The sequence below is a fragment of the Brevibacterium oceani genome (assembly GCF_013623835.1).
GTDB lineage: Bacteria > Actinomycetota > Actinomycetes > Actinomycetales > Brevibacteriaceae > Brevibacterium > Brevibacterium oceani.
The window spans coordinates 37473-58504 of the sequence record NZ_JABKDE010000004.1; the positions used below are offsets into that span (position 1 = coordinate 37473).

16 protein-coding genes are annotated in these 21032 nt (G+C 66.2%); 9 read left to right on the forward strand and 7 right to left on the reverse strand.

Annotated elements, in window-relative coordinates; genetic code table 11:
* Positions 1-22: 22 nt before the first annotated feature.
* Complete coding sequence (locus HK401_RS09610) at positions 23-697, reverse strand: nucleoside/nucleotide kinase family protein (protein WP_181274458.1); 675 nt, start codon at positions 695-697, stop codon at positions 23-25.
* Between the two features lie 70 nt (positions 698-767).
* Entirely contained in the window at positions 768-1808 is a 1041-nt protein-coding gene (locus HK401_RS09615; RefSeq protein WP_181274459.1) for an ATP-grasp domain-containing protein, read from the reverse strand.
* 150 nt (positions 1809-1958) lie between these two features.
* Here HK401_RS09615 and HK401_RS09620 point away from each other — a divergent pair, with 150 nt between their 5' ends.
* Positions 1959-2321: a VOC family protein gene (locus HK401_RS09620; protein ID WP_181274460.1), complete on the forward strand. Its 363-nt coding sequence runs from the start codon at positions 1959-1961 to the stop codon at positions 2319-2321.
* A gap of 48 nt (positions 2322-2369) precedes the next feature.
* Here HK401_RS09620 and HK401_RS09625 read toward each other — a convergent pair whose 3' ends face one another.
* Entirely contained in the window at positions 2370-3806 is a 1437-nt protein-coding gene (locus tag HK401_RS09625) for an MFS transporter (RefSeq protein ID WP_181274461.1), read from the reverse strand.
* Positions 3807-4143: 337 nt separating this feature from the next.
* On the opposite strand from HK401_RS09625, the gene HK401_RS09630 reads away from it, so the two are divergent.
* From HK401_RS09630 to HK401_RS09640, 3 genes are all read left to right on the forward strand, one after another.
* A complete protein-coding gene (locus HK401_RS09630) occupies positions 4144-4734 on the forward strand; it encodes a HutD family protein (RefSeq protein ID WP_181274462.1) in 591 nt (196 codons plus the stop codon).
* A gap of 212 nt (positions 4735-4946) precedes the next feature.
* Positions 4947-6389, forward strand: a complete 1443-nt coding sequence (locus tag HK401_RS09635) for a hypothetical protein (protein ID WP_181274463.1) — start codon at positions 4947-4949, stop codon at positions 6387-6389.
* A gap of 236 nt (positions 6390-6625) precedes the next feature.
* Entirely contained in the window at positions 6626-8104 is a 1479-nt protein-coding gene (locus tag HK401_RS09640; protein ID WP_181274464.1) for a catalase, read from the forward strand.
* 75 nt (positions 8105-8179) lie between these two features.
* Here HK401_RS09640 and HK401_RS09645 read toward each other — a convergent pair whose 3' ends face one another.
* The gene (locus tag HK401_RS09645) at positions 8180-10114 is read right to left on the reverse strand and encodes an aconitate hydratase (RefSeq protein WP_181274865.1); all 1935 of its coding nucleotides are present in this window, start codon (positions 10112-10114) and stop codon (positions 8180-8182) included.
* Positions 10115-10262: 148 nt separating this feature from the next.
* On the opposite strand from HK401_RS09645, the gene HK401_RS09650 reads away from it, so the two are divergent.
* Together HK401_RS09650 and HK401_RS09655 are read left to right on the forward strand one after the other, a co-directional pair.
* On the forward strand, positions 10263-11108 hold the full coding sequence (locus tag HK401_RS09650; RefSeq protein ID WP_181274465.1) for a DNA-formamidopyrimidine glycosylase family protein: 846 nt from the start codon (positions 10263-10265) through the stop codon (positions 11106-11108).
* 146 nt (positions 11109-11254) lie between these two features.
* On the forward strand, positions 11255-12220 hold the full coding sequence (locus HK401_RS09655; RefSeq protein WP_181274466.1) for an aldo/keto reductase: 966 nt from the start codon (positions 11255-11257) through the stop codon (positions 12218-12220).
* 89 nt (positions 12221-12309) lie between these two features.
* Here the strand turns inward: HK401_RS09655 and HK401_RS09660 are convergent, their stop codons facing one another.
* The 3 genes from HK401_RS09660 to HK401_RS09670 all read right to left on the reverse strand — a co-directional run bounded on the left by HK401_RS09660 (position 12310) and on the right by HK401_RS09670 (position 17439).
* Positions 12310-13545, reverse strand: coding sequence for a threonine/serine exporter family protein (locus HK401_RS09660; RefSeq protein WP_181274467.1), 1236 nt, complete (start codon positions 13543-13545; stop codon positions 12310-12312).
* 122 nt (positions 13546-13667) lie between these two features.
* A complete protein-coding gene (locus HK401_RS09665; RefSeq protein ID WP_181274468.1) occupies positions 13668-15305 on the reverse strand; it encodes a GMC family oxidoreductase in 1638 nt (545 codons plus the stop codon).
* Between the two features lie 190 nt (positions 15306-15495).
* A complete protein-coding gene (locus tag HK401_RS09670) occupies positions 15496-17439 on the reverse strand; it encodes a primary-amine oxidase (RefSeq protein ID WP_181274469.1) in 1944 nt (647 codons plus the stop codon).
* Between the two features lie 189 nt (positions 17440-17628).
* Here HK401_RS09670 and HK401_RS09675 point away from each other — a divergent pair, with 189 nt between their 5' ends.
* From HK401_RS09675 to HK401_RS09685, 3 genes are all read left to right on the forward strand, one after another.
* The gene (locus HK401_RS09675; protein ID WP_181274470.1) at positions 17629-18321 is read left to right on the forward strand and encodes a TetR/AcrR family transcriptional regulator; all 693 of its coding nucleotides are present in this window, start codon (positions 17629-17631) and stop codon (positions 18319-18321) included.
* A 62-nt stretch (positions 18322-18383) separates the two neighbouring features.
* Entirely contained in the window at positions 18384-19331 is a 948-nt protein-coding gene (locus HK401_RS09680) for an AraC-like ligand-binding domain-containing protein (RefSeq protein WP_181274471.1), read from the forward strand.
* A 124-nt stretch (positions 19332-19455) separates the two neighbouring features.
* Positions 19456-20988 (forward strand): APC family permease, encoded by a 1533-nt coding sequence (locus tag HK401_RS09685; protein ID WP_181274472.1) that lies wholly within the window; start codon positions 19456-19458, stop codon positions 20986-20988.
* Positions 20989-21032: the final 44 nt, after the last annotated feature.

Below are 21032 nucleotides of genomic sequence, written 5' to 3' on the forward strand. Positions count from 1 at the left end.
GTTCCACTCCTTCCGCCGGTGCTCACCGGATCAGGTTCGGTCGGTCAAGGTCGGTGTTGTCGAGATTCCAGGTGGCACGGTCCCACGGGGCCGCCTCGGCGAAGTAGAGCCTCTGCCCACCGACGTAACGACGGTTGGACTCGGACTCGGGATCGGCATCATTCAGGTGCGGAAACCGCGCGTTCCCGCGCGGAACCGAGACGGCGAAGGGCACCTCGATCCACACGCTGGCATCCCAGTGATCGCGCAGTTCGGGGCGGTGGAGGAAGATCCCGTCGACGAGGAGGACGCAGTCATCCGGCAGGTTGAGGGGATCAGGTGCGACAGGTTCATCGGCATCGACGTCCCACACCGCGGGTGCGATCGCCTCACCCGTGCGGAAGGGTTCGACGACCGATTCGACGAAAGCCGGGTAGTCGTAGGAATCCCGATAGAAGGATTCGGGACCGCGGCCCTCGGCATAGCGCACCGACCTGGGGCGGTGGAAGCCGTCGATGCTCACGCAGGCCAGCGGGCGGTTGTCCTCTGCCGGTGGGCGGGCGTCGTCCCGGGACGCGAGGTCGATGAGTTCGGAGACGAGCACGGACTTGCCTGCACCATCAAGGCCGTCGACCGCGATGAGGGCACGACCACCTCGGCGAACGGAGCGCACATGGTCGAGGAGCTCGCGCAGCACCGCCTGCCGTGTCACCGTCATGTCCCGAGACTAACGCAGGAAGCCGACGATCGGGCCAGATCAGAGGGCCGACTCAGCGTTCAGGTGCTGCTCAGGGCACCGTCGCGGCGGCCGCGTCGAGCCGTGCAGCCAGCACCGAGGCGATCCGGTCGGCGGCAGCCGTGCGCCCGGCTTCGCGTTCGGCTGCCTCGACGGCGGGGTTGTAGTTCGTGTTCGTGTTGATGTCGTAGACGACCTGCCGGTTGTCGAGTGTCTCGATGAACTCGATCCCGGCGATGTCGATGCCCAGGTCCGCCAGCAGTGCCTCGAGTCTGCCGATGAGCGGAGCGTCCCGGGTGATCTCGGGGCGCAGGGCGAAAGGTGCGATCAGTGGCGCATCGGCGCTCGTCGGGGCGGCGCCCGCCTCGGTGGTGGCACCCGCACCGCCGGGACCGGGGATCTCGCAGGCCTCGGCCGGGCAGAGTTCGAACGAGCCGTTGGAGACGTCGACGCGCACGGCGTAATGGAATCGACCGCCGATGAACTCGGCGCGAGTGACGAACGGCTCGGCCGGCTGCACATACTCCTGTACGAGGGTGATCCCATCGATCGGAGCGTTCGCGCCCTCAGGAGCGAAGTCGGCGGCAGCGGCGTCGAGTTCGGCATGGGAGTCGAAGCGGCGCACTCCGAGTCCCTTGCCGCCCTGATTGTGCTTCGTGATGAACGGGGGAGTGAAGTCGCGAGCTGCCGCGGGCAGGGCATCGGCACCGAACACCGCCGAGGTGCGGGGTGCATCGAAGCCGTGCTCGGTCAGCACTCTGTGCTGGCGGACTTTGCTCACCTCGAGTTCGTAGACGTCGCGACCGTTGATGACGGTGCGTCCTGCCCCGGCCAACCACTCGAGGACGGCGCGACCGTACTCCTTGACGTGCGGATCCGTGCGTGTGTGCGCCGAGGCCGACAGCCTCGACCAGAACAGTCCCGGCGGTGGGGCGGCCGTGAGATCGATCGACGTCTGCGGCAGCAGCCATTCGACATGGGGGACGCCGAGGCGGTCGAGCGCCTCGGTAAAGGGCGGGATCCATTCCGGATTGTCGTGGATGATGTACACCGTCGCCGGAGCATCGCCGACGGGCAGAGTATGGGAACTCATCGCGAACCTTCGTTTGGGGTGCCGACGCGATCACTCGCACGGCGGATCTGCTCAACAATCCTACGCCTGATCGTCTGTGCGGCTGGAGAGCCTCCCGTCTTCGGTTGGAGGTCCTCCCATCGTGTCCGTGCCGCGGAGTAGACTGGTCGCATGGCTATCGCAAAGCAGCCCGTTGTCGTGCTCGATGCTCCCGATGCCGCAGAGCTCGCGGAGTTCTACGGAAAGCTCCTCGACTGGAAGGTCACCGTCGACGACGACGGCACCTGGGCCGAAGTCGTCTCCGACTCGTGGCCGCCGATCTGTGTCCAGCAGGTCGAGGACTACCACGCGCCCAGCTGGCCCGGTCAGGCTCATCCGCAGCAGATGCACATCGACGTGATCGTCGACGATCTGGATATCGCCGAGAAGGCAGTGCTCGAGATCGGCGCCGGTAAGGCCGAACAGCAGCCAGGGGAGACCTTCCGAGTCTTTCTCGACCCGGCCGGCCACCCCTTCTGCCTGTGCCAGAACTGAGCCTCAGCGTGCGGCATTACTGAAGCCACCGCGTAGGGCACGGATGCCTCAGCGTGCGGCTGCGGCTTCCTCGTTGAGCTCCTGGGCGAGGTCCTTCGCCTCTTCCTTCGACGCCGCCGACGGAGTCGAACCCCACAGCGGACGACGATTGCTCTCGGGCACGAAGTGGATGGTGATGAGCCCGATGACACCCGCGGCCACGAGGTAGATGGCCGGCCACATCAGATTGTTCGTGGCGCCGATGAGCGACGTCATGACGAACGAGGTCGTGCCGCCGAACAGGGAGATCGAGACGTTGAACGCGATCGCCAGGGCACCGGCTCGGACCATCGTCGGGAACAGCGACGGCAGGGTCGAGGGCATCGTGGCGCTGAAGCAGATGAGGCTCAGCCCCATGATGAGCAGGCCGAGGAAGACGATGAAGTCGCTGTGCCCGCGGATGAGCCACAGGGAGGGGAACGAGAGAACGATGAGCGAGATCGAACCCGTGCGCACAATGGCCTTGCGGCCCACCCGGTCGGAGAGCTTGCCGATGACGGGAATGAGCGCCAGGCAGCAGGCCATGACGATGATCTGCAGGATCTGCGAGGTCAGATCGGAGACTCCGCCGCTGCCCTGAATCTCCTTGACCATCGGGAAGTAGGTCGGAATGAACGAGGTGAGCATGTAGTTCGTGACGTTCCAGGCGAGCACCAGACCGGTGCAGGCGAGCAGGTTCGGCCACAGCTTGAAGATGTTCTTGAGCTCGCCCTTGGCATGGTTCTTCTCCTCCTCCTTCTCGGAGAGCTTCTCCATCTCCTTGTAGGCAGGAGTGTCGGCGAGCTTCGTCCGCAGGTAGACGCCGATGAAGCCGAGCGGCAGGGCGACGAAGAACGGGATCCTCCAGCCCCACGACTCGAGGAACTCGGGAGTCGACACAGCCTGCATGATCGTCGCGACCGAGGCGCCGAGCACGTAGCCGGTGAACGTTCCGACCTCGAGCAGACTGCCGAGGAAGCCGCGACGGCGGTCGGGCGCGTATTCGGCGATGAACGTCATCGCATTCGAGTACTCGCCGCCGGTCGAGAACCCTTGAAGGAGACGGCAGGCGAGCAGCAGGAACGGTGCCCACAGTCCGACCGTGGCATAGTCGGGGATGACGCCGATGAGGAAGGTGCCGGCGGCCATCATGATCATCGTCATCGCCAGGACCTTGTTGCGCCCGATCTTGTCGGCCAAGGGTCCGAAGACGATTCCGCCGAGAGGGCGGACGAGGAAGGCGACGGCGAAGAGTCCGGCGACGATGACGTGCCCGATCGGCCCTGAGTCCTTCGGCAGGAAGATCCCCTCGATGACAACTGCCAGGTAGCCGTAGACACCGAAGTCATACCATTCGGTGATGTTGCCGATGGCCGCGGCACCGATGGCCCGCTTCGTCACATCGGGCTTGGTCACTGTGATCTCTTCCGGGCGCCACCGCCGGCGGACATTGTCCGGTCCGAACATGCCCCTCCCTCCATTTGGCGGTGAGGGACCGCGGGGACGTGCGCCAGGCACGAACTCACAGAGCATAAGAATCACGCGCAGTCGACTCCGCGAGCCCCTCATCGTTCTGGTTGATGTCGTTGCTCTCAGCCGGGTCGCCCCGACGCAAAACACCACTCAAGGCTAGTCCTCTCAGCTCTCATGGCAAGTTCAGTTGGGCGCCTACCCCCGATTTGGCGGGCTTGGCTCCCCTCGCGAAGGGGGTCGGACGACGGCGCTGTGGTCCGGTCTTCACTCGTGGGATGGTTCGCTGGGCGACGGCGGTGACCCTGGCCGTGCATCCGTCTAGAGTGGTCCCATGCGCGTGCTCACAAGCTTCGATGATCATGATCCCGTCCCGTGGGCCAATGGTGCGGGGGAGACGACCGAGCTCGTCTCGCTCGCCGAGTCCGAGCATCTGACCCTGACTTTCAGTCCCTGGCGGCTGAGCATCGCACGACTTGATCACACCGGTCCGTTCTCCGCCCTTCCCGGCATGGCTCGGACCTTCCTTCCCACCGCCGAGGTGGTCCTCACCGTCGATGGTCGAACTCACCGGATCCCCCGGTTCACCCCGTTGAGCTTCGACGGCGGCGCGAACGTCGAGCTCAGAGAACTGAGCGATTCGTGCTTCGCGGTCAATCTCATGGTCGCCGAGGCTGGGGCGGGCGAGGTGCTGCAGATGCGCGGGCCCGGCGACGTCGGTCCGCGACGGACACTCGAGGAGGCGGCCATGGGGCAGTCGACGGGCCCGGTCGTTGGTCCAACCGATTGTCCGACCGAGGCCGGGGCCCGCCCGGCCTTCCTGCTCACCCTCGAAGCAAGCCCGGAATACCCGCGCTTCACGCTGCTCGAACTCTCCGGTTCCGATGCTGCTTCCGACCACCTCGGCGGGGTGCTTCTGCACTGAGGTGGGACAGCACCCCTCCGCCGGGAATCGATGGCTGGGGAAATGGTGGGAAACACATGTCTTGCGCATCACACGGATGAGCGTCATCGCAGGTCATTGCGCCTACTCGGGGACCGGTGGGTCAGCGATCTCCCAGACTCGGAGGGGGTGGGTCAGCATGCCCTGACATTCGAGTCCGATACTGGTGCGAAGCACGTGTTTTTGGAGGACCATTGGCATCGAATTCCCGCGACCCCGAGCAGACGAACAAGCAGCGGACGACTCCCGCAGGCGAGTCCCCGACGAACGCACAGCACCACTCGCAGACGCTGCCGCTCATCACCGAGGAGATCGCTGCGAACAACGCCACAGCACGCACCGAGGCCACCAACAGTGAACCCGTGACCACCCCGGTGATGCCGCCGAACCCGATCCGCCGCGAGGAGCAGGGTGAGCGGGCGCAGCCGAGCAGTGCCGGAACGGCTCGCCTCCCGGAATCGCAGTCATCATCGCAGGGTGCCGCCGTCGGCGCCCCCGCCACCGCGGCCGGCGCTGAGGCTGCGGAGGCGAAAGCCGGCGACGGTGAAGAGAAGAAGTCGGAGGGACGGATCTCCGCGACCCAGCTCATCGCCGGCGCCGGTGCCGCCGCGACCTCCTCGGTCATCGGCGGCCAGCTCGGCGTCGCCGGAACCGTCATCGGCGCCGGTATCGCCAGCATCGTCACCGGACTCGCCGTCACCCTCTACAGCCGCAGCCTCGACAAGGGCAAGGAGAAGATCAAAGAGGTCGGCTCCAAACTGGCCCCGGCCGTCAAGGCACAGATCGCGAAGAACCCGGTCACCGAACGCACCGCGCTGACCGGCACCACCGAAGCCCTCCCGACCCCTGGCGCAACGCATGCCGCAGATGGGGGTGCAGGCTGGTCGGCCGCCTCGGCGAGGGAAGACGGTGACGGCGCCGGCGGCACCGGCGGTGCAGGCGACGGCTCGGCCGGCGTCGACGCTGCAGGCGAGACCGAAGAGGACAAGAGCAGCTGGTGGCAGAAGCTGCGGCGCAAACGCGTCCTCTACCCTGCGGCGATCGGGGTCGCGGCGTTCGGCATCGGCCTCGGCGGAGTCGTCATGGCCGAATCCTTCACCGACGCCGACCTCTCGCCGGGCACCTCGCAGCTCTCGCGATCGGTTTCGGGGCAGTCCTCGACCGCCGACGAATCGGGCACCGATTCCGGGACCTCCGACTCCGGGAGCTCGGGTGACGGATCCGGCAGAGGTTCCCAATCGGGCACCGACGGAAATCAGGGCTCGACGAGCGGCAGAACGGACACGCAGAACGGTCAGTCCACCTCGGCGGGGGATGACACCGGCACGCAGAGCACGAACACCGACGGCACCGACCAGGGCACGGATTCGACGACCGGCAGCGGCAGCGACACCAGCGGCTCGACCACCGCGGACGGCACCGACACGGCGAGCGGGACGAGCACGAGCAGCGGCGGCTCGTCGAGTGCGGGCTCATCCGGCGGGTCGAACAGCAGCGGCAGCGCAAGCGGCGGGTCGAATTCCGGTTCATCGGGCTCCGGTTCGTCCGGGTCCGGTTCCTCAGGTTCCGGATCGTCGGGCTCCGGGTCCTCGGGGTCGGGCAGCGGCGGAGGGGGAGCCGCCTCGGCGCAGGGGTGATCGGTTCGACACCACGGCCGGGAATCTTAGGCAGGGTTGCCTATGTTGTACCCAGTGAGCAACCTCGTTAGGTTGACAATAACTCCGACAGTGATCTGCCGAAGTCGGGGAAACGAGATCAGGCGAGGCGCGTGCAGCCCTCCCTCCCGCCGCACCGGTGGGATTGCATCTGACCGGTGGGTGATCGATGGCGGGCGGCGCGAGCGTGCCTGTTCTCCAACGGTGAAGGAGATGTGATGACGCAACATACCGATCATGAGTACCCCGGAGACGACACCACGAAGCCGTCGACGACCGAATCCGGTGCGCGCAGAGAATCCGATGCCCACTCGCTGAGTGTGGGCGCCGACGGTCCGCTGATGCTCCACGACGTGGCCCTGGTCGAGAAGCTAGCTCGCTTCGACCGTGAGCGCGTCCCCGAGCGCAGCCCGCACGCAAAGGGCTCCGGCGCCTTCGGTGAGCTTGAGATCACCGAGGATGTCTCCGCCTATACGAAGGCAGATTTCCTCCAGCCGGGGAAGAAGACCCCGATGCTCGCACGCTTCTCGACCGTCGCCGGTGAGCTCGGTTCGCCCGACTCCTGGCGTGACGTGCGCGGATTCGCGCTGAAGTTCTACACCGAAGAGGGCAACTTCGACATGGTGGGCAACAACACGCCCGTCTTCTTCGTCCGTGATCCGATGAAGTTCCCCGACTTCATCCACTCGCAGAAGCGTCTGCCCGATTCGGGCCTGCGGTCGAACAACATGCAGTGGGACTTCTGGTCGCTCTCACCCGAATCGGCCCACCAGGTGTCGTACCTGATGGGACCGCGCGGTCTGCCCAAGACATGGCGGAACATGAACGGCTACTCCTCGCACACCTACATGTGGATCAACGCCGAGGGTGAGAAGTTCTGGGTCCAATACCACTTCCACACCGACCAGGGCGTGGAGAACATGAGCAACGAGGAGGCCGGTCGGATGGCCGGCGAGGACGCGGACATGCACCGCCGGGACCTGTTCGACGCCATCGAACGCGGCGACTACCCGTCATGGACCGTCCACGTTCAGATCATGCCCTACGAAGAGGCGAAGACCTACCGGTTCAACCCCTTCGATCTCACGAAGACCTGGTCGAAGAAGGACTACCCGCTCATCAAGGTCGGTCGGTTCACCCTCAACAAGAACCCGTCGAACCACTTCGCACAGATCGAGCAGGCCGCCTTCAGCCCGTCGAACACGGTGCCCGGCACCGGCATCTCGCCGGACAAGATGCTCATGGGCCGTGTGTTCTCCTACCCGGATGCCCAGCGCAACCGGATCGGCACGAACTTCAACCAGCTGCCGGTCAATGCCCCGGTGACGAAGACGAACTCGTACGACAAGGAGGGGCAGATGGAGTACCACCACTCGGGCAATGCGCCGGTCTACGCCCCGAACTCGTACGGACGGGCCTATCAGGAGGAGCAGGGCCCGGTAGACAACGGGTGGGAGTCCGACGGCGAATTGGTGCGCAGCGCGTACAGCCTGCACGCCGAGGACGACGACTTCGGTCAGGCACACACGCTCGTCCGGGAGGTCTACTCCGAAGAGGAACGCCAGGGTCTCATCGAGACCGTCGTGGGAGCACTCTCCGACGGAGTCGAGGAGCCCGTGCTGTCGAACGCCATCCAGTACTGGAAGAACATCGACGCCGAGGTGGGTGCGGCTATCGAGGCCCGCGTCAAGGGCTGACCCTCCCCATTGCTACCTGACGGCGGCCCAGCAACCTCGCGCGAGGTTGCTGGGCCGCCGTCAGGTTGTATGGAGTTAGGATTCTGCGGCGGCTCGCTGGGCGATGCGGCCGCCTGCGAGGACCATGTCGACCTGGCGGGGCGAAAGACCATGGCGGAATTCGAACTGTCGTCCGGCCGCCTCGGCGGTGATGGTCTTGCCCTCGGACAGCTCATCGCGCAGGCCGCGGAACTGGAGGACATCCCCCTGCGACAGGGCCTCATAGTCGGCATCGTCGGTGAACTCGAGGGCGAGGACGCCGAAGTTCGCGAGATTCTGCCAATGGATCCGCGCCAGTGACTTCGCCACGACCACGCGCAGCCCGAGGTAGCGAGGAGCGATGACCGCGTGCTCGCGGGACGAACCCTGACCATAGTTCTCGCCACCGATGATCGCGTGACCGCCCTCGTGGTCGGCGGCCCGGGTGGCGTACGTGTCGTCGACCTGGATGTAGACGAACTCGGAGATCTTCGGGATGTTCGACCGATACGGCAGCACGCGGGAACCGGCCGGCATGATCTCGTCGGTGGAGACGTTGTCGCCGACTCTGAGCAGGATCTCGAGGTCGATATCATCGGGCAGCGGATCGAAATTCGGCAGTGACGAGATGTTCGCGCCCTTGACCAGTTCGACCGTGCGGGACTCATCCGGGTCGAGCGGCTGCACGAGCATCTTCCGATTCGCTGAGAACTTCTCCGGCAGCCTCACCTGCGGATAGGCCATCTCAAGTTCGCGCGGGTCGGTGATCCGGCCGGTCAAGGCAGCAGCAGCCGCAGTCTCCGGTGAGCACAGCCATACGGAGTCTTCGTCAGTGCCGGACCGGCCGGGAAAGTTCCTCGGCATCGTGCGCAGACTGTTGCGTCCGACTGCCGGGGCCTGACCCATCCCGATGCAGCCGAGGCAGCCAGACTGGTGGATGCGGGCTCCCGAACCGACGAGCGAGGTCAGCCATCCGCCTGAGATGAGGTCAGCGAGGACCTCACGAGAGGTGGGGTTGATGTCGAGGGAGATCTGCGGGTGGATCTGCCGATCGGCGAGCGTCTCGGCCACCATTGCGAAATCCCGCAGTCCGGGGTTCGCCGAGGATCCGACGACGACCTGGTAGACGTCCTCGCCGGCAACCTCGCGGACCGGGGTGACGTTGCCCGGTGACGACGGTGCGGCGATGAGCGGCTCGAGTTGCGAGAGGTCGATGGAGTCGGTGAGATCGTATTCGGCATCCTCGTCGGCTTCGATGCGAGTGAAGTCCTCACCCCGGTCGCTGGCCGCGAGGTAGTCGCGGACGGCATCGTCGGCGGGAAAGACCGTGGCGGTGGCACCGAGTTCGGCACCCATGTTCGCGATCACGTGACGGTCCATGGCCGTGAGATCCTTCAGCCCCTCACCGTGGTATTCGATGATTCTGCCGACTCCGCCCTTGACCCCGTGCCGACGGAGCATTTCGAGGATGACGTCCTTGGCCGAGACCCAGTCGGGCAGCTGACCGGTCAGTTCGACACCCATGATCTGTGGGGCGTTGATGTAGAGGGGCTCGCCTGCCATGGCCATGGCGATCTCGAGGCCGCCGACGCCGATGGCCAGCATCCCCAGCGCCCCCGCCGCGCAGGTGTGGGAGTCCGAGCCGATGAGCGTGGCACCCGGTCTGCCGAACCGCGACTGGTGGACAGGGTGGGAAACGCCGTTGCCGGCCGGGGAGAACCACAGCCCGAAACGCTGCGCGGCCGAGCGGAGGAACTCATGGTCCTCCGGGTTCTTCTCATCGGTCTGGAGCAGATTGTGGTCGACGTACTGCACTGACAGATCCGTGCGGATCCGGTCGAGTCCCAGTGCCTCGAGCTCGAGCATGACCAGCGTGCCCGTCGCATCCTGGGTCAGTGTCTGGTCGATCCGGATCCCGAGTTCGTCTCCGTCAGAGAGGTCTCCGGACTCCAGGTGCGATCGAATGAGCTTCTGCGCGACATTTTCGGGCATCATGCCTCCTTCGGCGGTGTGCGGTCCATCGGAACCATGTGGTCCATTCACACCACGCCGGTTCCGGTGGTCCGTCCACGCTAGTCCTGAGGACTCGCGTTCTCAAGGAGGCTATCGGTTTGTCCCGGGGGAGGAGCATACTGGTCCCATGCCGGAACTGCCCGAGGTCGATGCGCTCGTCGCCGACCTGCGTCCGCGGATCGTCGGCGACTTCGTCGAACGCGCCATGGTCGCCGAACTGAGCATCCTCAAGACCGTCGACCCACCGCTCGAGGCCCTCGCCGGGCTCGAAATCACCGGTCTCACACGTCGAGGAAAAGCCCTCATCATCGAATTCGACGGACTCTCCCTCGTCTGCCGATTCGCCCGGGCCGGATGGTTGGTCTGGCATGACGAGGTGCCGGTCGGACCGGTGAAGATGGGCAAGGGGCCGCTGGGTCTGCGCGTACGGTTGGCCTCCGGGGCCGGGTTCGACCTCACCGAGGCGGGGACGAAGAAGAATGCCTCCGTCGCCCTCGTCCGCGACCTCGGCGAGGTGCCCGCGCTCGCCCACCTCGGCCCGGACGCGCTCACCCTCGACGCCGAGGCTTTCGCCGATATTCTCCGGTCGACGAAGGCACATATCAAAACCGTCATCGAGGACCAGTCGCTCATCTCCGGCATCGGCAACGCCTTCTCCGACGAGATCCTCCACACCGCCCGGCTCTCGCCGTTCGCCCCGGCCGAGCGCGTCGACCCGGTGAGCCTGTACGCGACGATCGTGCGGGTGCTCGAGGACGCGCGTGAGGCACTCATCGGCCTCCCGGCATCGAAGATCAAGGCCGCCAAGAAGCGCCTGATGCGCATCCATGGTCACACCGGCCAGCAGTGCCCAGTGTGTGGGACGACCATCGCCGAGGTGTCTTTCGCCGACAAATCACTCAACTACTGTCCCGGCTGCCAGACCGGCGGGAAGCGGCTGAGCGACCGGCGCATGGATCGACTGCTCAAGTAGGCCGACGCCACGTCGTCTCCGCGCTCCGGCCCCATGCCGGCTGATCGCATCCTGAGACAGTGGAATGAATCCCCGCGGTCGACGGGTTGTGCCTGGCAGGTGGTCCGGCTGGGACCACGATCCAGTACGACGATTCCAGGAGCATCATGACGCAGCAGACAGTCATCCCCGGCACCGATCTGACCATCTTCCCGATCAATCTGGGCACGAACACATTCGGATGGACGGCTGACGAGGCGCAGTCCCACGCCGTCCTCGACGCCTTCGTCGCCGCCGGCGGAAACTTCCTTGACACCGCTGAGTCCTATCCGGCGTGGGTGCCCGGGAACACCGGACGCGAATCCGAGACCATCATCGGCACCTGGCTGGCTGCCCGCGGCAACCGCGATGACGTCGTCATCGCCACGAAGGTCGGCGATCATCCCGATCATCAGACCCAGGACCCCGACTACATCCGGACCGCCATCGACGCCTCGCTCGAACGCCTGCAGACCGATCACGTCGACCTCTACTATGCCCACCGTGACGATGAGGTGACCCCCATCGCCGAGGTGGCCCGGGTCTTCGATGAGATCGTGCGTGCCGGAAAGGCCTCGCACATCGCCGTGTCGAACTATTCTCCGGCGCGTCTGGCCGCGTGGTTCGCCGCCTGCGAGGACGAAGAGCTGGTCAAGCCGGTGGCCCTCCAGCCTCAGTACAGTCTCGTCTACCGTCACGAATACGAGACCGATCTGCGGCCGGTGGCTCAGCGTCGTGACCTCGCGGTCTTCTCCTACTTCAGCCTCGCTGCCGGTTTCCTCACCGGCAAATACCGCACGGAGGCCGATCTCGAGGGGGTCGATCGCGGTGGAATGGTGCAGGGTTACTTCAACTCCGCGGGACTCAAGGTCGTCGACGACCTCGTGGCGATCGCGAAGTCGCATGAAGTGGAGCCGACGACGGTGGCGCTGTCCTGGCTTCTGGCCAAGGATGTGACCGCACCGATCGCCTCGGCTCGTACGCCCGAGCAGCTCGATTCGCTCATGGCCGCACCCGCACTCGAGCTCAGCGCGGATGAGATCGAACGACTCGACCTGGTCTCGGCACCGTTTGCCGAGGAAGAAACTTCCTGAGGATTCCTCCCGCACTCCCAAAACTACCTGACGGCGGCCCAGCACCCTCGCGCAAGGTTGCTGGGCCGCCGTCAGGTAGCACGGAGCTGTCAGGCGACGATTTCGTCCTTGGGCTCGGCGGCGTGGGCCAGCGCCGAGCCGATGACGGTGCCGATGGCGATCGTGAAGAACGTCGTCGCGGCGGCAAGCAGGCTGCCGGCGACTCCGGATCCGTCGCCGAATTCGATCTGCGAGGCGTTGAGCAGGCCGAACGACCCGGGTGCCACGATGAGGAAGGCCGGCACGAAGCTGATCCGCCAGATCGGTCCTGTCGGCACCCGTGAGAGCACAACGGCCACGAGCGAAGCAGTCAGCGCCCCGGCGAGACCGCCGATGGCCGCACCGAACTCGGCACCGAGACCCAGCTGGGCAAGGGCCGCGGCGGCGATCGTGAGCACGATCGGCACGGTGTGTTCGAGCGGGGTGTGCAGGTAGAGGATGAGCCCCAGGGTCGCCGCGGCCACCCCAAGGGCGGAGAGCCACCAGGTGGAGTCGGTCAGCTGGGAGTTCGCGAGCGCCTCGGCGCCGGTGCCCGTGACGACGGCGGCCCCGGCGACACCGGCGATGAACATGGCCAACTGCACCGTGGAGGATACGAGCCGAGAGCTGCCGGCGGACAGTGCACCGGCGGAGATCTCGGTCAGCCCGGTGACCACGGCGCTGCCGGGCAGCAGCAGCGCCAGGGTGGCGACGATCGTGCGCAGGGGGCTCTCCAGCCAGTCGAGTCGGTAGCCGATGAGCATGAGGACGCCGACGATGAACGCCGAGGCCACGGGCAGCAGCGGGCCGAGGCTGGCATGGCGGCTGTTGATGGCGAGCACCCCGGCGACGATGAGTGAGCCGATCGCGGCGAAGGCGAGATTGACGAGTCCGGGTTCGAGCAGCAGGCACAGCCCGATGCCGATCGGGACCGCGCCGAGGTGGGAGAGCCAGACCGGCCACCGCGGGGCGGTGCCGTAGACCTCCGTGTCGATCATCCTCCGCGCGGCATCGATGCCGAGCCGGCGGGATCTCAGAGCATCGACGATGTCGAGCAGCTTCGCGGTCTGGTCGAAGCGCAGGTCCGGGCCGATGCGTTCGAACCGAGTCGCGCTGTCGGACCCGACGGTGAGAAAGAGCCCCTTGGGCAGGGCCGCGACGTTGATGGACCTGAGGCCGACAGCAGGGGCGAGCCCGGTCAGGGCGTCTTCGACATCGACCGAGGAGATCCCTCCGGCGAGCAGACCGGCCCCGATGGTGACGAGAAGGTCCTGAGCGGGAACGCTCGCATCGCTTCCCTCGTCCACTCGGTTCCTCTTTCGCTCGCAGCCCACCGACGAACACGAACCTACCAGTCCCTGCTACCCGACGGCGGCCCAGCACCCTCGCGCGAGGTATCTGGGCCGCCGTCGGGTAGCAAAAGGGGGAGTCAGGGGGCGGTGATTCCCTCGGCGGGTGAGCCGACGAGGGCTGCCGCGGCGCGCTCGGCGATCATGATCGTCGGGGCGTTCGTATTGCCCGTGGGCACGAGCGGCATGATCGAGGCATCGGCGATGCGCAGTCCCGACAGCCCATGGACGGCGAAGGTGGAAGGATCGACGACGGCGGACTCGTCTCGGCCCATCCGGCACGTGCCGACCTGGTGGTGATAGGTGACGACGGATCCGCGGACATAGTCCTCGAGGTCCTCATCGGCGACCTCGGGACCAGGGAAGATCTCGGTCGGCGTCCACGGTGCCAGGGCCTCGGCGCGGCCGATCTCACGACACTGCTTGACCGAGGCGACGAGTGCGTCGACGTCGGCCTGTTCGGAGAGCACTTGCGGATCGACGATCGGCGGATCCTGCGGATTCGGTCCGCTCAGTCGCACCTCGCCGCGACTCTCGGGACGCACCAGCCCGCCCTGCAGGGTGAACGCGCCACCCGGCCCGGGTCCGATCTGTGCCGCCGGCGCCGAATCCTGCGCGTACATCGGCACGGAGAAGAACAGCGGCTGAGTGTCGGGCACGGGCAGCTCGGGCTTCGACTTCCAGAACAGATGCACCTCGGCGGGCGCGACCTCACCCATCGGCACCTCGGTGTCTCCGGTGGCGAAGACGACGGGAGAGAGCCAATGGTCCTGGAGGTTCTTGCCGACCCCGGGCAGATCGTGGACGGGCTCGACCTCGACCTCGCGCAGCTCCTCGGCGGGGCCGATCCCGGAACGGAGCAGGAGCTCGGGGGAGGCCAGCGCACCCGAGGTGAGCACCACCTCGGTGCCGGTGAGCGTGCCCACCCGACCGCGGAAATCGACCTCGAGGCCGGTCACCTGTTTGGACTCGTCGATGAGGAGGCGGCGGGCGTGGGTGGAGGTGAGGATCGTGAGATTCCCATCGCCGAGGCGGGGCTTGAGGTAGGCCCGCCACGTGTTCAGCCGTTTGCCGTCGCGGACGTTGAGCTGGATCTTCGCGACCCCCTCGACGCTGCCGGAGTTGTAGTCGGGGTTGAGCGGCAGTCCCGTCTGCTGGGCGGCTTCGAGCATGTCGTTCTGCAGCGGGTTGCGCTCGTAGTCGATGCGCACGTCCATGGGGCCGTCGGTGCCGCGGGTCTCGGTGATCTCGCCGTCGAAGTTCTCGATGGCCTGGAAGACGGGGGAGACTTCGTCCCAGGACCAGCCGGGGCAGCCGGCGGCGACCCACTGTTCGTAGTCCCATGCGTCGCCGCGGACCCAGATGACGGCGTTGAGCGCGTTGGATCCGCCGAGGACCTTGCCGCGGGGGAGGTGGATCTTTCGGTTCATCGCGCCGGGCTGCGGGGTCGTGTAGTAGTCCCAGTCCTGGGCGGAGTGCCAGATGAGGCCGAGGTTGTTGAGGTGATCGATGTTCGGGTTCGTCTCATCGCCGCCTGCCTCGATCAGGCACACCTTCTTGCCGGCGTCGAGGAGGCGGCGGGTGATCACGCAGCCGGCGGAACCGGCGCCGACGACGATGTAGTCGAAGTGCTTGGTCGGCAGCGCGGTGGGGAAGTTCTCGGGGTGGTCGCTGATGGCTGCGGCGGCGGTGCTCGCGTGCTCGGCTGTGGAAGTCATGCCGTCAGGCTAGTGAGGCAGGTCACCGAGGCGGAAGTGGTCGGCGGAGAATCCGCGCGCGTCGCCAAGTGGAGATGGTCAGCCGCGCACGGATCGTCAATTCCGCGGCGTTCGCCCTCTCCCTGCTACCTGACGGCGGCCCAGCACCCTGGCGCGAGGTATCTGGGCCGCCGTCGGGTAGCAATAACGGTTAGGACTCGCAGCAGTGGCCGCCGGATTCCGGTGCCGGGACATCGAGAACGGGGGAGCGGTCGAAGAAGCCCTCGGGTCGGAGTTTGAAGCCGACGGTGTCGACGGGCATGATCGGCCAGTCCTCGACCCGCGGGAAGTGCGTGAGGCCGAAGCTGTGCCAGAGCACGATGTCCTCACCGTCGACGCTGCGATCGGCCGCAGTCCACGCGGGCAGGCCCGCATGTCCGGAGTGCTGGTTCGGGAAGTCCCCGGTCGGATAGCGCTCGTCCTCGTGATACTGCGACACCCACAGCGCCTTCGACGCGAACGTCGCCCGCCGATGGATCGACGAGTCCTCGGCCGCGAGCAGTGTCGGCAGGCCCGTCGGGTGCAGCTTGTAGCCCACCGGTTCGCCGAGGCGGTTGGTCGACTCCGGATTCGTCACCACCCAGGTTCGTGCCTTCGACTGATCCGCGTCCCGCTGAGCGGCCAGCTCGGTGCTCAGCACCGTCCGCGACCGGGAGAACGCATTGCCGCGCGGGTTGTCCTCCGAGACCGGCAGCCGCACGACGTCCTCCTCCTCGACCCGGCACCGACTGCCGTCGAGGGCGAAGTCGAGACGGGCTCCGAAGAGATGCTGGTGGAACGGGGCACCGAGTCCCGGAGCGATCTCCGACGCGAAGTCGCTCGACCCGTTCGGCAGCGCCGAGGTGAAGACCACTCCGGTCGCCTTCGCCTCGAACTCGATCGTGCCATCGAGGTAGAGATACCAGTAGAAGCCGTAGTCATAGTTGCCGACCGTGGTGAAGAACGAGACGACGAAACGACGGTTGCGCCTCGTGTACGCCACCCCCGACCACAGATCGGAGTGCTTGGCGAGGATCGAAGCGTCCTCCTCATGCATGCAGATGCCGTTCTTGATCTGCCGGGGCTCGCCGAGGTTGTTGACCACCCAGGGGGAGAGATACGTGATGTCGCCGAGGCAGTCACACCCGAGTTCGAGCGAGTTCGCCCACTGCCCGACGAGGTATTCGCCGGTGTCGAAGTAGTTCTGCCACGACCGCACCGGCGAAGGGTCACCGTAGGGCACGACCATCTCAGCGATCGCCGCCCGGTCGAGCACCCTGCGGCGGCGCTCGCCGTCATCGAAGCTGACGTTGTGGAGTACGAGGCCTTCTCGCATATCGAAGCCGACATCGAGCGACCACTTCTCCCACTCGATGTGGTTGCCGTCGGTGAGGCTGAAGCTCGGCCCCTCGGGCTGGGTGATCTCGATCGGCCTCTGCGTAGTGCGCACCGGTCCCGTCAGCTCCGGGTCGGTGTAGTTGCCGTGCTCGACCGGCACGGGCACGTCCTCGAGGTCGAGGATCTGATCGACCGTGCGATTCGTGACATCGACGTAGGCGACGAGGCCGTCGATCGGATGCGCCCACGCCGAATCGGTCTCATGCTGCTGATGGAAGGCCAGTCCCCGGAGGATCCGTCGTCCCGATTCCTCGGGATACTCGAAGACCCCGGCCGACAGCGGTGCGACGCGAACCTCTTCGAGGGGCAGGCCGCGGCGCTTGAGGATCTGCTGCCAAGTCGGATCGGCGGCGAGTACGGCCTCGACGACCTCGAACTCCTCCTCCATGACGGGGAACTCGCCGTCGATGGTGGAGTCCACCTCGGTGACGGAATCGACGGTGCCGCGGGTGACGGAGACAACGATGTCGAGCGCCGTTCCGGCGGTCTTGTCGAGAACGAGAGCGCGAAATCGACGGTCGACGACGTCCGGGGATCGCTCGGTTCCGCGAACCGGATCGAGCAGGCCGAGGTAGGCCATCCGGGCGGTGTCGGGGAAGTGACCGGCTTCGCGCAGGGTCGCGGTGACGGCGGTGATCTCGGCTTCTGAGGCCAGCGAGAAAGGCGTCGTCGTGGGGGTCTCGGCCGTGGCGGCGTGAGGGGTCGTGTGACAGGACATGGTGCACCTTTGCAACGGAGTCTGTGATTCGTTTCATGTTAAAAGCTACACTCGTAGAAAATAAAGTCAAGGGGTCGCCTCGGACTACGCAGTCGACGGTGGTGCGATTTGCGACAATGACGGCAACCCTGGCACCGACCCTGAACCCGACACCGACAAAACACTGACACCGACCGAACCGGAGGAGCCATGCCCAAGATCGTCGATCACGACCAGCGTCGCCGCGACCTCGTGCTCGCGACCCGCCGGATCATCGTGCGACAGGGGCTCTCGGGAGCGACGATGCGCGATATCGCCGCCGAGGCGGGATTCGCCAACGGTGTCATCAAGACCTACTTCGGTGCGAAGTCCGATCTGCTCGCCGCGACCTACCTCGACGTGTTCGAGGCGACGAATCGTCGGGTGGAGGAATCCACCGCCGGTCTGCGCGGAATGGCCGCTTTGCGGGCATTCGTCGGTGAGGTCCTGCCTGTCACCGAGGAGACCCATGAGGAGGCGAGGGTGGTGCTGTCCTACCTCGCCGAGGTGGCCCAGAATCCCGATCATGCGCGCACGACCGCGGTGACCATGGAGCTGTGGGAGGGGTGGATCGTCGCGTGGCTGAGCGAGGCGCGTGAGGATGGTTCCCTCCGCGCCGAGGTCGATGTGGCCCGGGAGGCCGATGTTCTGCTCACCTACCTGCTCGGCGCGCAGACGATGGCGATCGTCGGCGGTGGCCGTTTCGACTTCGACGGATTCCGTGCCCAGCTCGACTACGGGCTCGGGCGCCTGGAGACCCGGGCGCCGGCGCCTGAACACGAGACAACGCGCCATGCGGTAAAAAACGACCGAATAGTCGGTAATTCGTCGGATGGTCGTGACTGGCCGCCCGGTTGGGGATAGAGTGGCCGCACGGTGATCGCCGACGCAGGGGTCGGCGGTCAAGGGAATCGCTAAGGACGTTCATGTTGCTTGAAGGGACCGCCTCGGACTTCGACGGCTGGCAGAGCCTGGTCTCGGACTCCTTCGTGCCGCTCGACACCGAACCCCAGCGCCGAGGCGGCTTCACCGGACGCATCAGCGCCCGCGACTACGACGCGGTCGTGATGTCGCACATCAGAGCCGATCCGCACGCGGTGCTGCGCACGCCGGGACTCATCTCCCGCAGTGATGCCGTGCATGCCGGCGACGACTACTTCAAGGTCTCCCTCCAGCTCGAAGGCCACGGTCTGCTCATCCAGGACGGCCGCGAGATGGCGCTCGCCCCGGGCTCGCTGGCCATCTACGACACCTCACGGCCGTACACGCTCAGCTTCGACTCCGACTTCTCCTCCTATGTGATGATGTTCCCGCGCTCGCGGGTGACGATGCCCGTCGACATCGTCAGTCAGCTCACCGCCACGCCCATCGGTGCCGACCACCGCCTCGGCGCCGTGGCCGCCCAGGTCATCTCGCAGGCGGGGGCGATGCTGCCGACGCTCAGCCGATCGGTCGGAGTACGGTTGGCCGGCAACGTCGTCGACCTGCTCACCACCGTCATGGCCGACGAACTCTCCGGCTCGGGCGCGCCGGAGGAGAAGCAGATCCTGCGCGCCGAGGTCATCGACCACATCGAATCGAACCTCGCCGACCCGCAGCTCTCACCCTCGACCATCGCGGCCGCCCACTTCATGTCGGTGCGCACCCTTCACCAGATCTTCGAGGGCTCGGGGGAGTCGGTGTCCGGCGAGATCCGCCGCCGTCGGATCGAGAGATGCCGCCAAGACCTCGCCGACCCGCTGCAGCGGCAGGTGCCCGTGGCCGCCATCGGCGCCCGCTGGGGGCTCGGCGATCCGGCACACTTCTCACGACTCTTCCGCAGCGTCGTCGGGCAGCCGCCTGCCGGATTCCGGCGGAGCGCCCTGCGCGATTGACGTCGGCCCGGGCGGCCGTGGACGGTCGCCTGCGCCGATCGTCAAGAACTCCGCCTGCAAAGCCAAGACTCCGCACCCCTCGGTGATCCAGACTGGCAACAGTCATCACTATGAGGTGGATCACATGAGCATTCTCAGTTCGGATTCGACCAATGACGGTCTGAATCCCCGGGGCGCAGAGGCCCCGCCAACGACGGAACCCTCCACGCACGCGGTCACTGCGGGTCTCGATTCGCGGCGCATCGGGGTGCCCGCGCTCGTCTTCATGATCATCGCCGCCTCGGCGCCGTTGACGGTCGTCGCCGGCGGAGTGCCGAGCAACTTCGCCGTCACCTCGCTGACGGGGATTCCGCTCTCCTTCGTCGTCCTCGGCATCGTCCTCATCCTCTTCGCCATCGGCTATGCCGCGATGAGCAGGCACGTGCACAACGCCGGCGCCTTCTTCGCCTACATCTCCAAGGGGCTGGGCAAGCCGGTCGGCATGGGTGCGGCTCTGACCGCGTTGGTCGCCTACAACGCGATGCAGATCGGCATCGCCGGAATGTTCGGGTTCGTCTTCTCCTCGTTCCTCGACACCCTATTCGGACTGCAGGTCTCCTGGTGGCTCTGCGCCCTCATCGGCTGGGTCATCGTCGGCGTCATGGGTGTCCTCCGCGTCGACTTCTCCGCGAAGGTGCTCGGCATCGTCGTCGGTGCCGAATTCCTCGTCGTCATCGTCTTCGACCTCATCGGCCTCATCCACAGCCCCGAAGGCGTCACGGCCGACGGTCTCATGGTCGATCAGCTCTTCGCTCCCGGTGTGGGAGCCGCGCTGGCGTTCTCGATCGCCGCGTTCATGGGCTTCGAATCGGGTGCGATCTACAACGAGGAGGTCAAGGATCCCAGGCGCACAGCCGGCCGGGCCACCGTCATCGCGGTGAGCATCATCGCCGTCTTCTATGCCCTGTCCGCCTGGGCGATGGTCGTCGGCGAAGGGGCTTCGCAGGTCATCGGGCGGTCCCAGCAGTTCGGTCCCGACCTCATGTTCGTCTTCCTCGGTGAGCATGCGCCCGTGTGGTTCGTCGACCTCGCCAACCTCCTCTTCCTCACCTCACTCATCGCCGCCCTCGTGGCCTTCCACAACATCGTCGCTCGCTACTTCTTCGCGCTCGGCCGCGACCGGGTCCTGCCCTCTGTGCTGGCGCGGACCTCGAAGCGGACCGGTGCGCCGGTCGCCGGATCGCTCGCCCAGTCGGGGCTCGCGCTCATCGTCATCCTCGTCTTCGCCGCGGTCGGTTCCGGCAGCGACGACCCGCTGTTCCCCGTCGTCACGCTCTTCACCTGGCTGACGAACATGGGCGCCTTCGGCCTCGTCCTCCTCATGGCGCTCACCGCCCTCGCCGTCATCGGTTTCCTCCGCACCAAGGCGGGTGAGTACTCGCTGTGGACAAGGGCGATCGCTCCCGGCCTCTCGGCGATCGGGCTGTTCACGCTGTTCGTGTCCATCGTCATCAACTTCAACGTCCTCATCGGCCTGGAGGGAACCTCCGTGCTGTCTTGGCTGCTGCCCGCGATCGTGCTCGTCCCAGGACTCATCGGCATGATCTGGGCGATCATGCTGCGCTCGTCGAGACCGCAGCTCTACGCAGGAATCGGATCCGGTGGTTCCCTGGGATGAGAACCCGCCTGGCATGAGAAACCACCGACCACACCGTTCAGTCA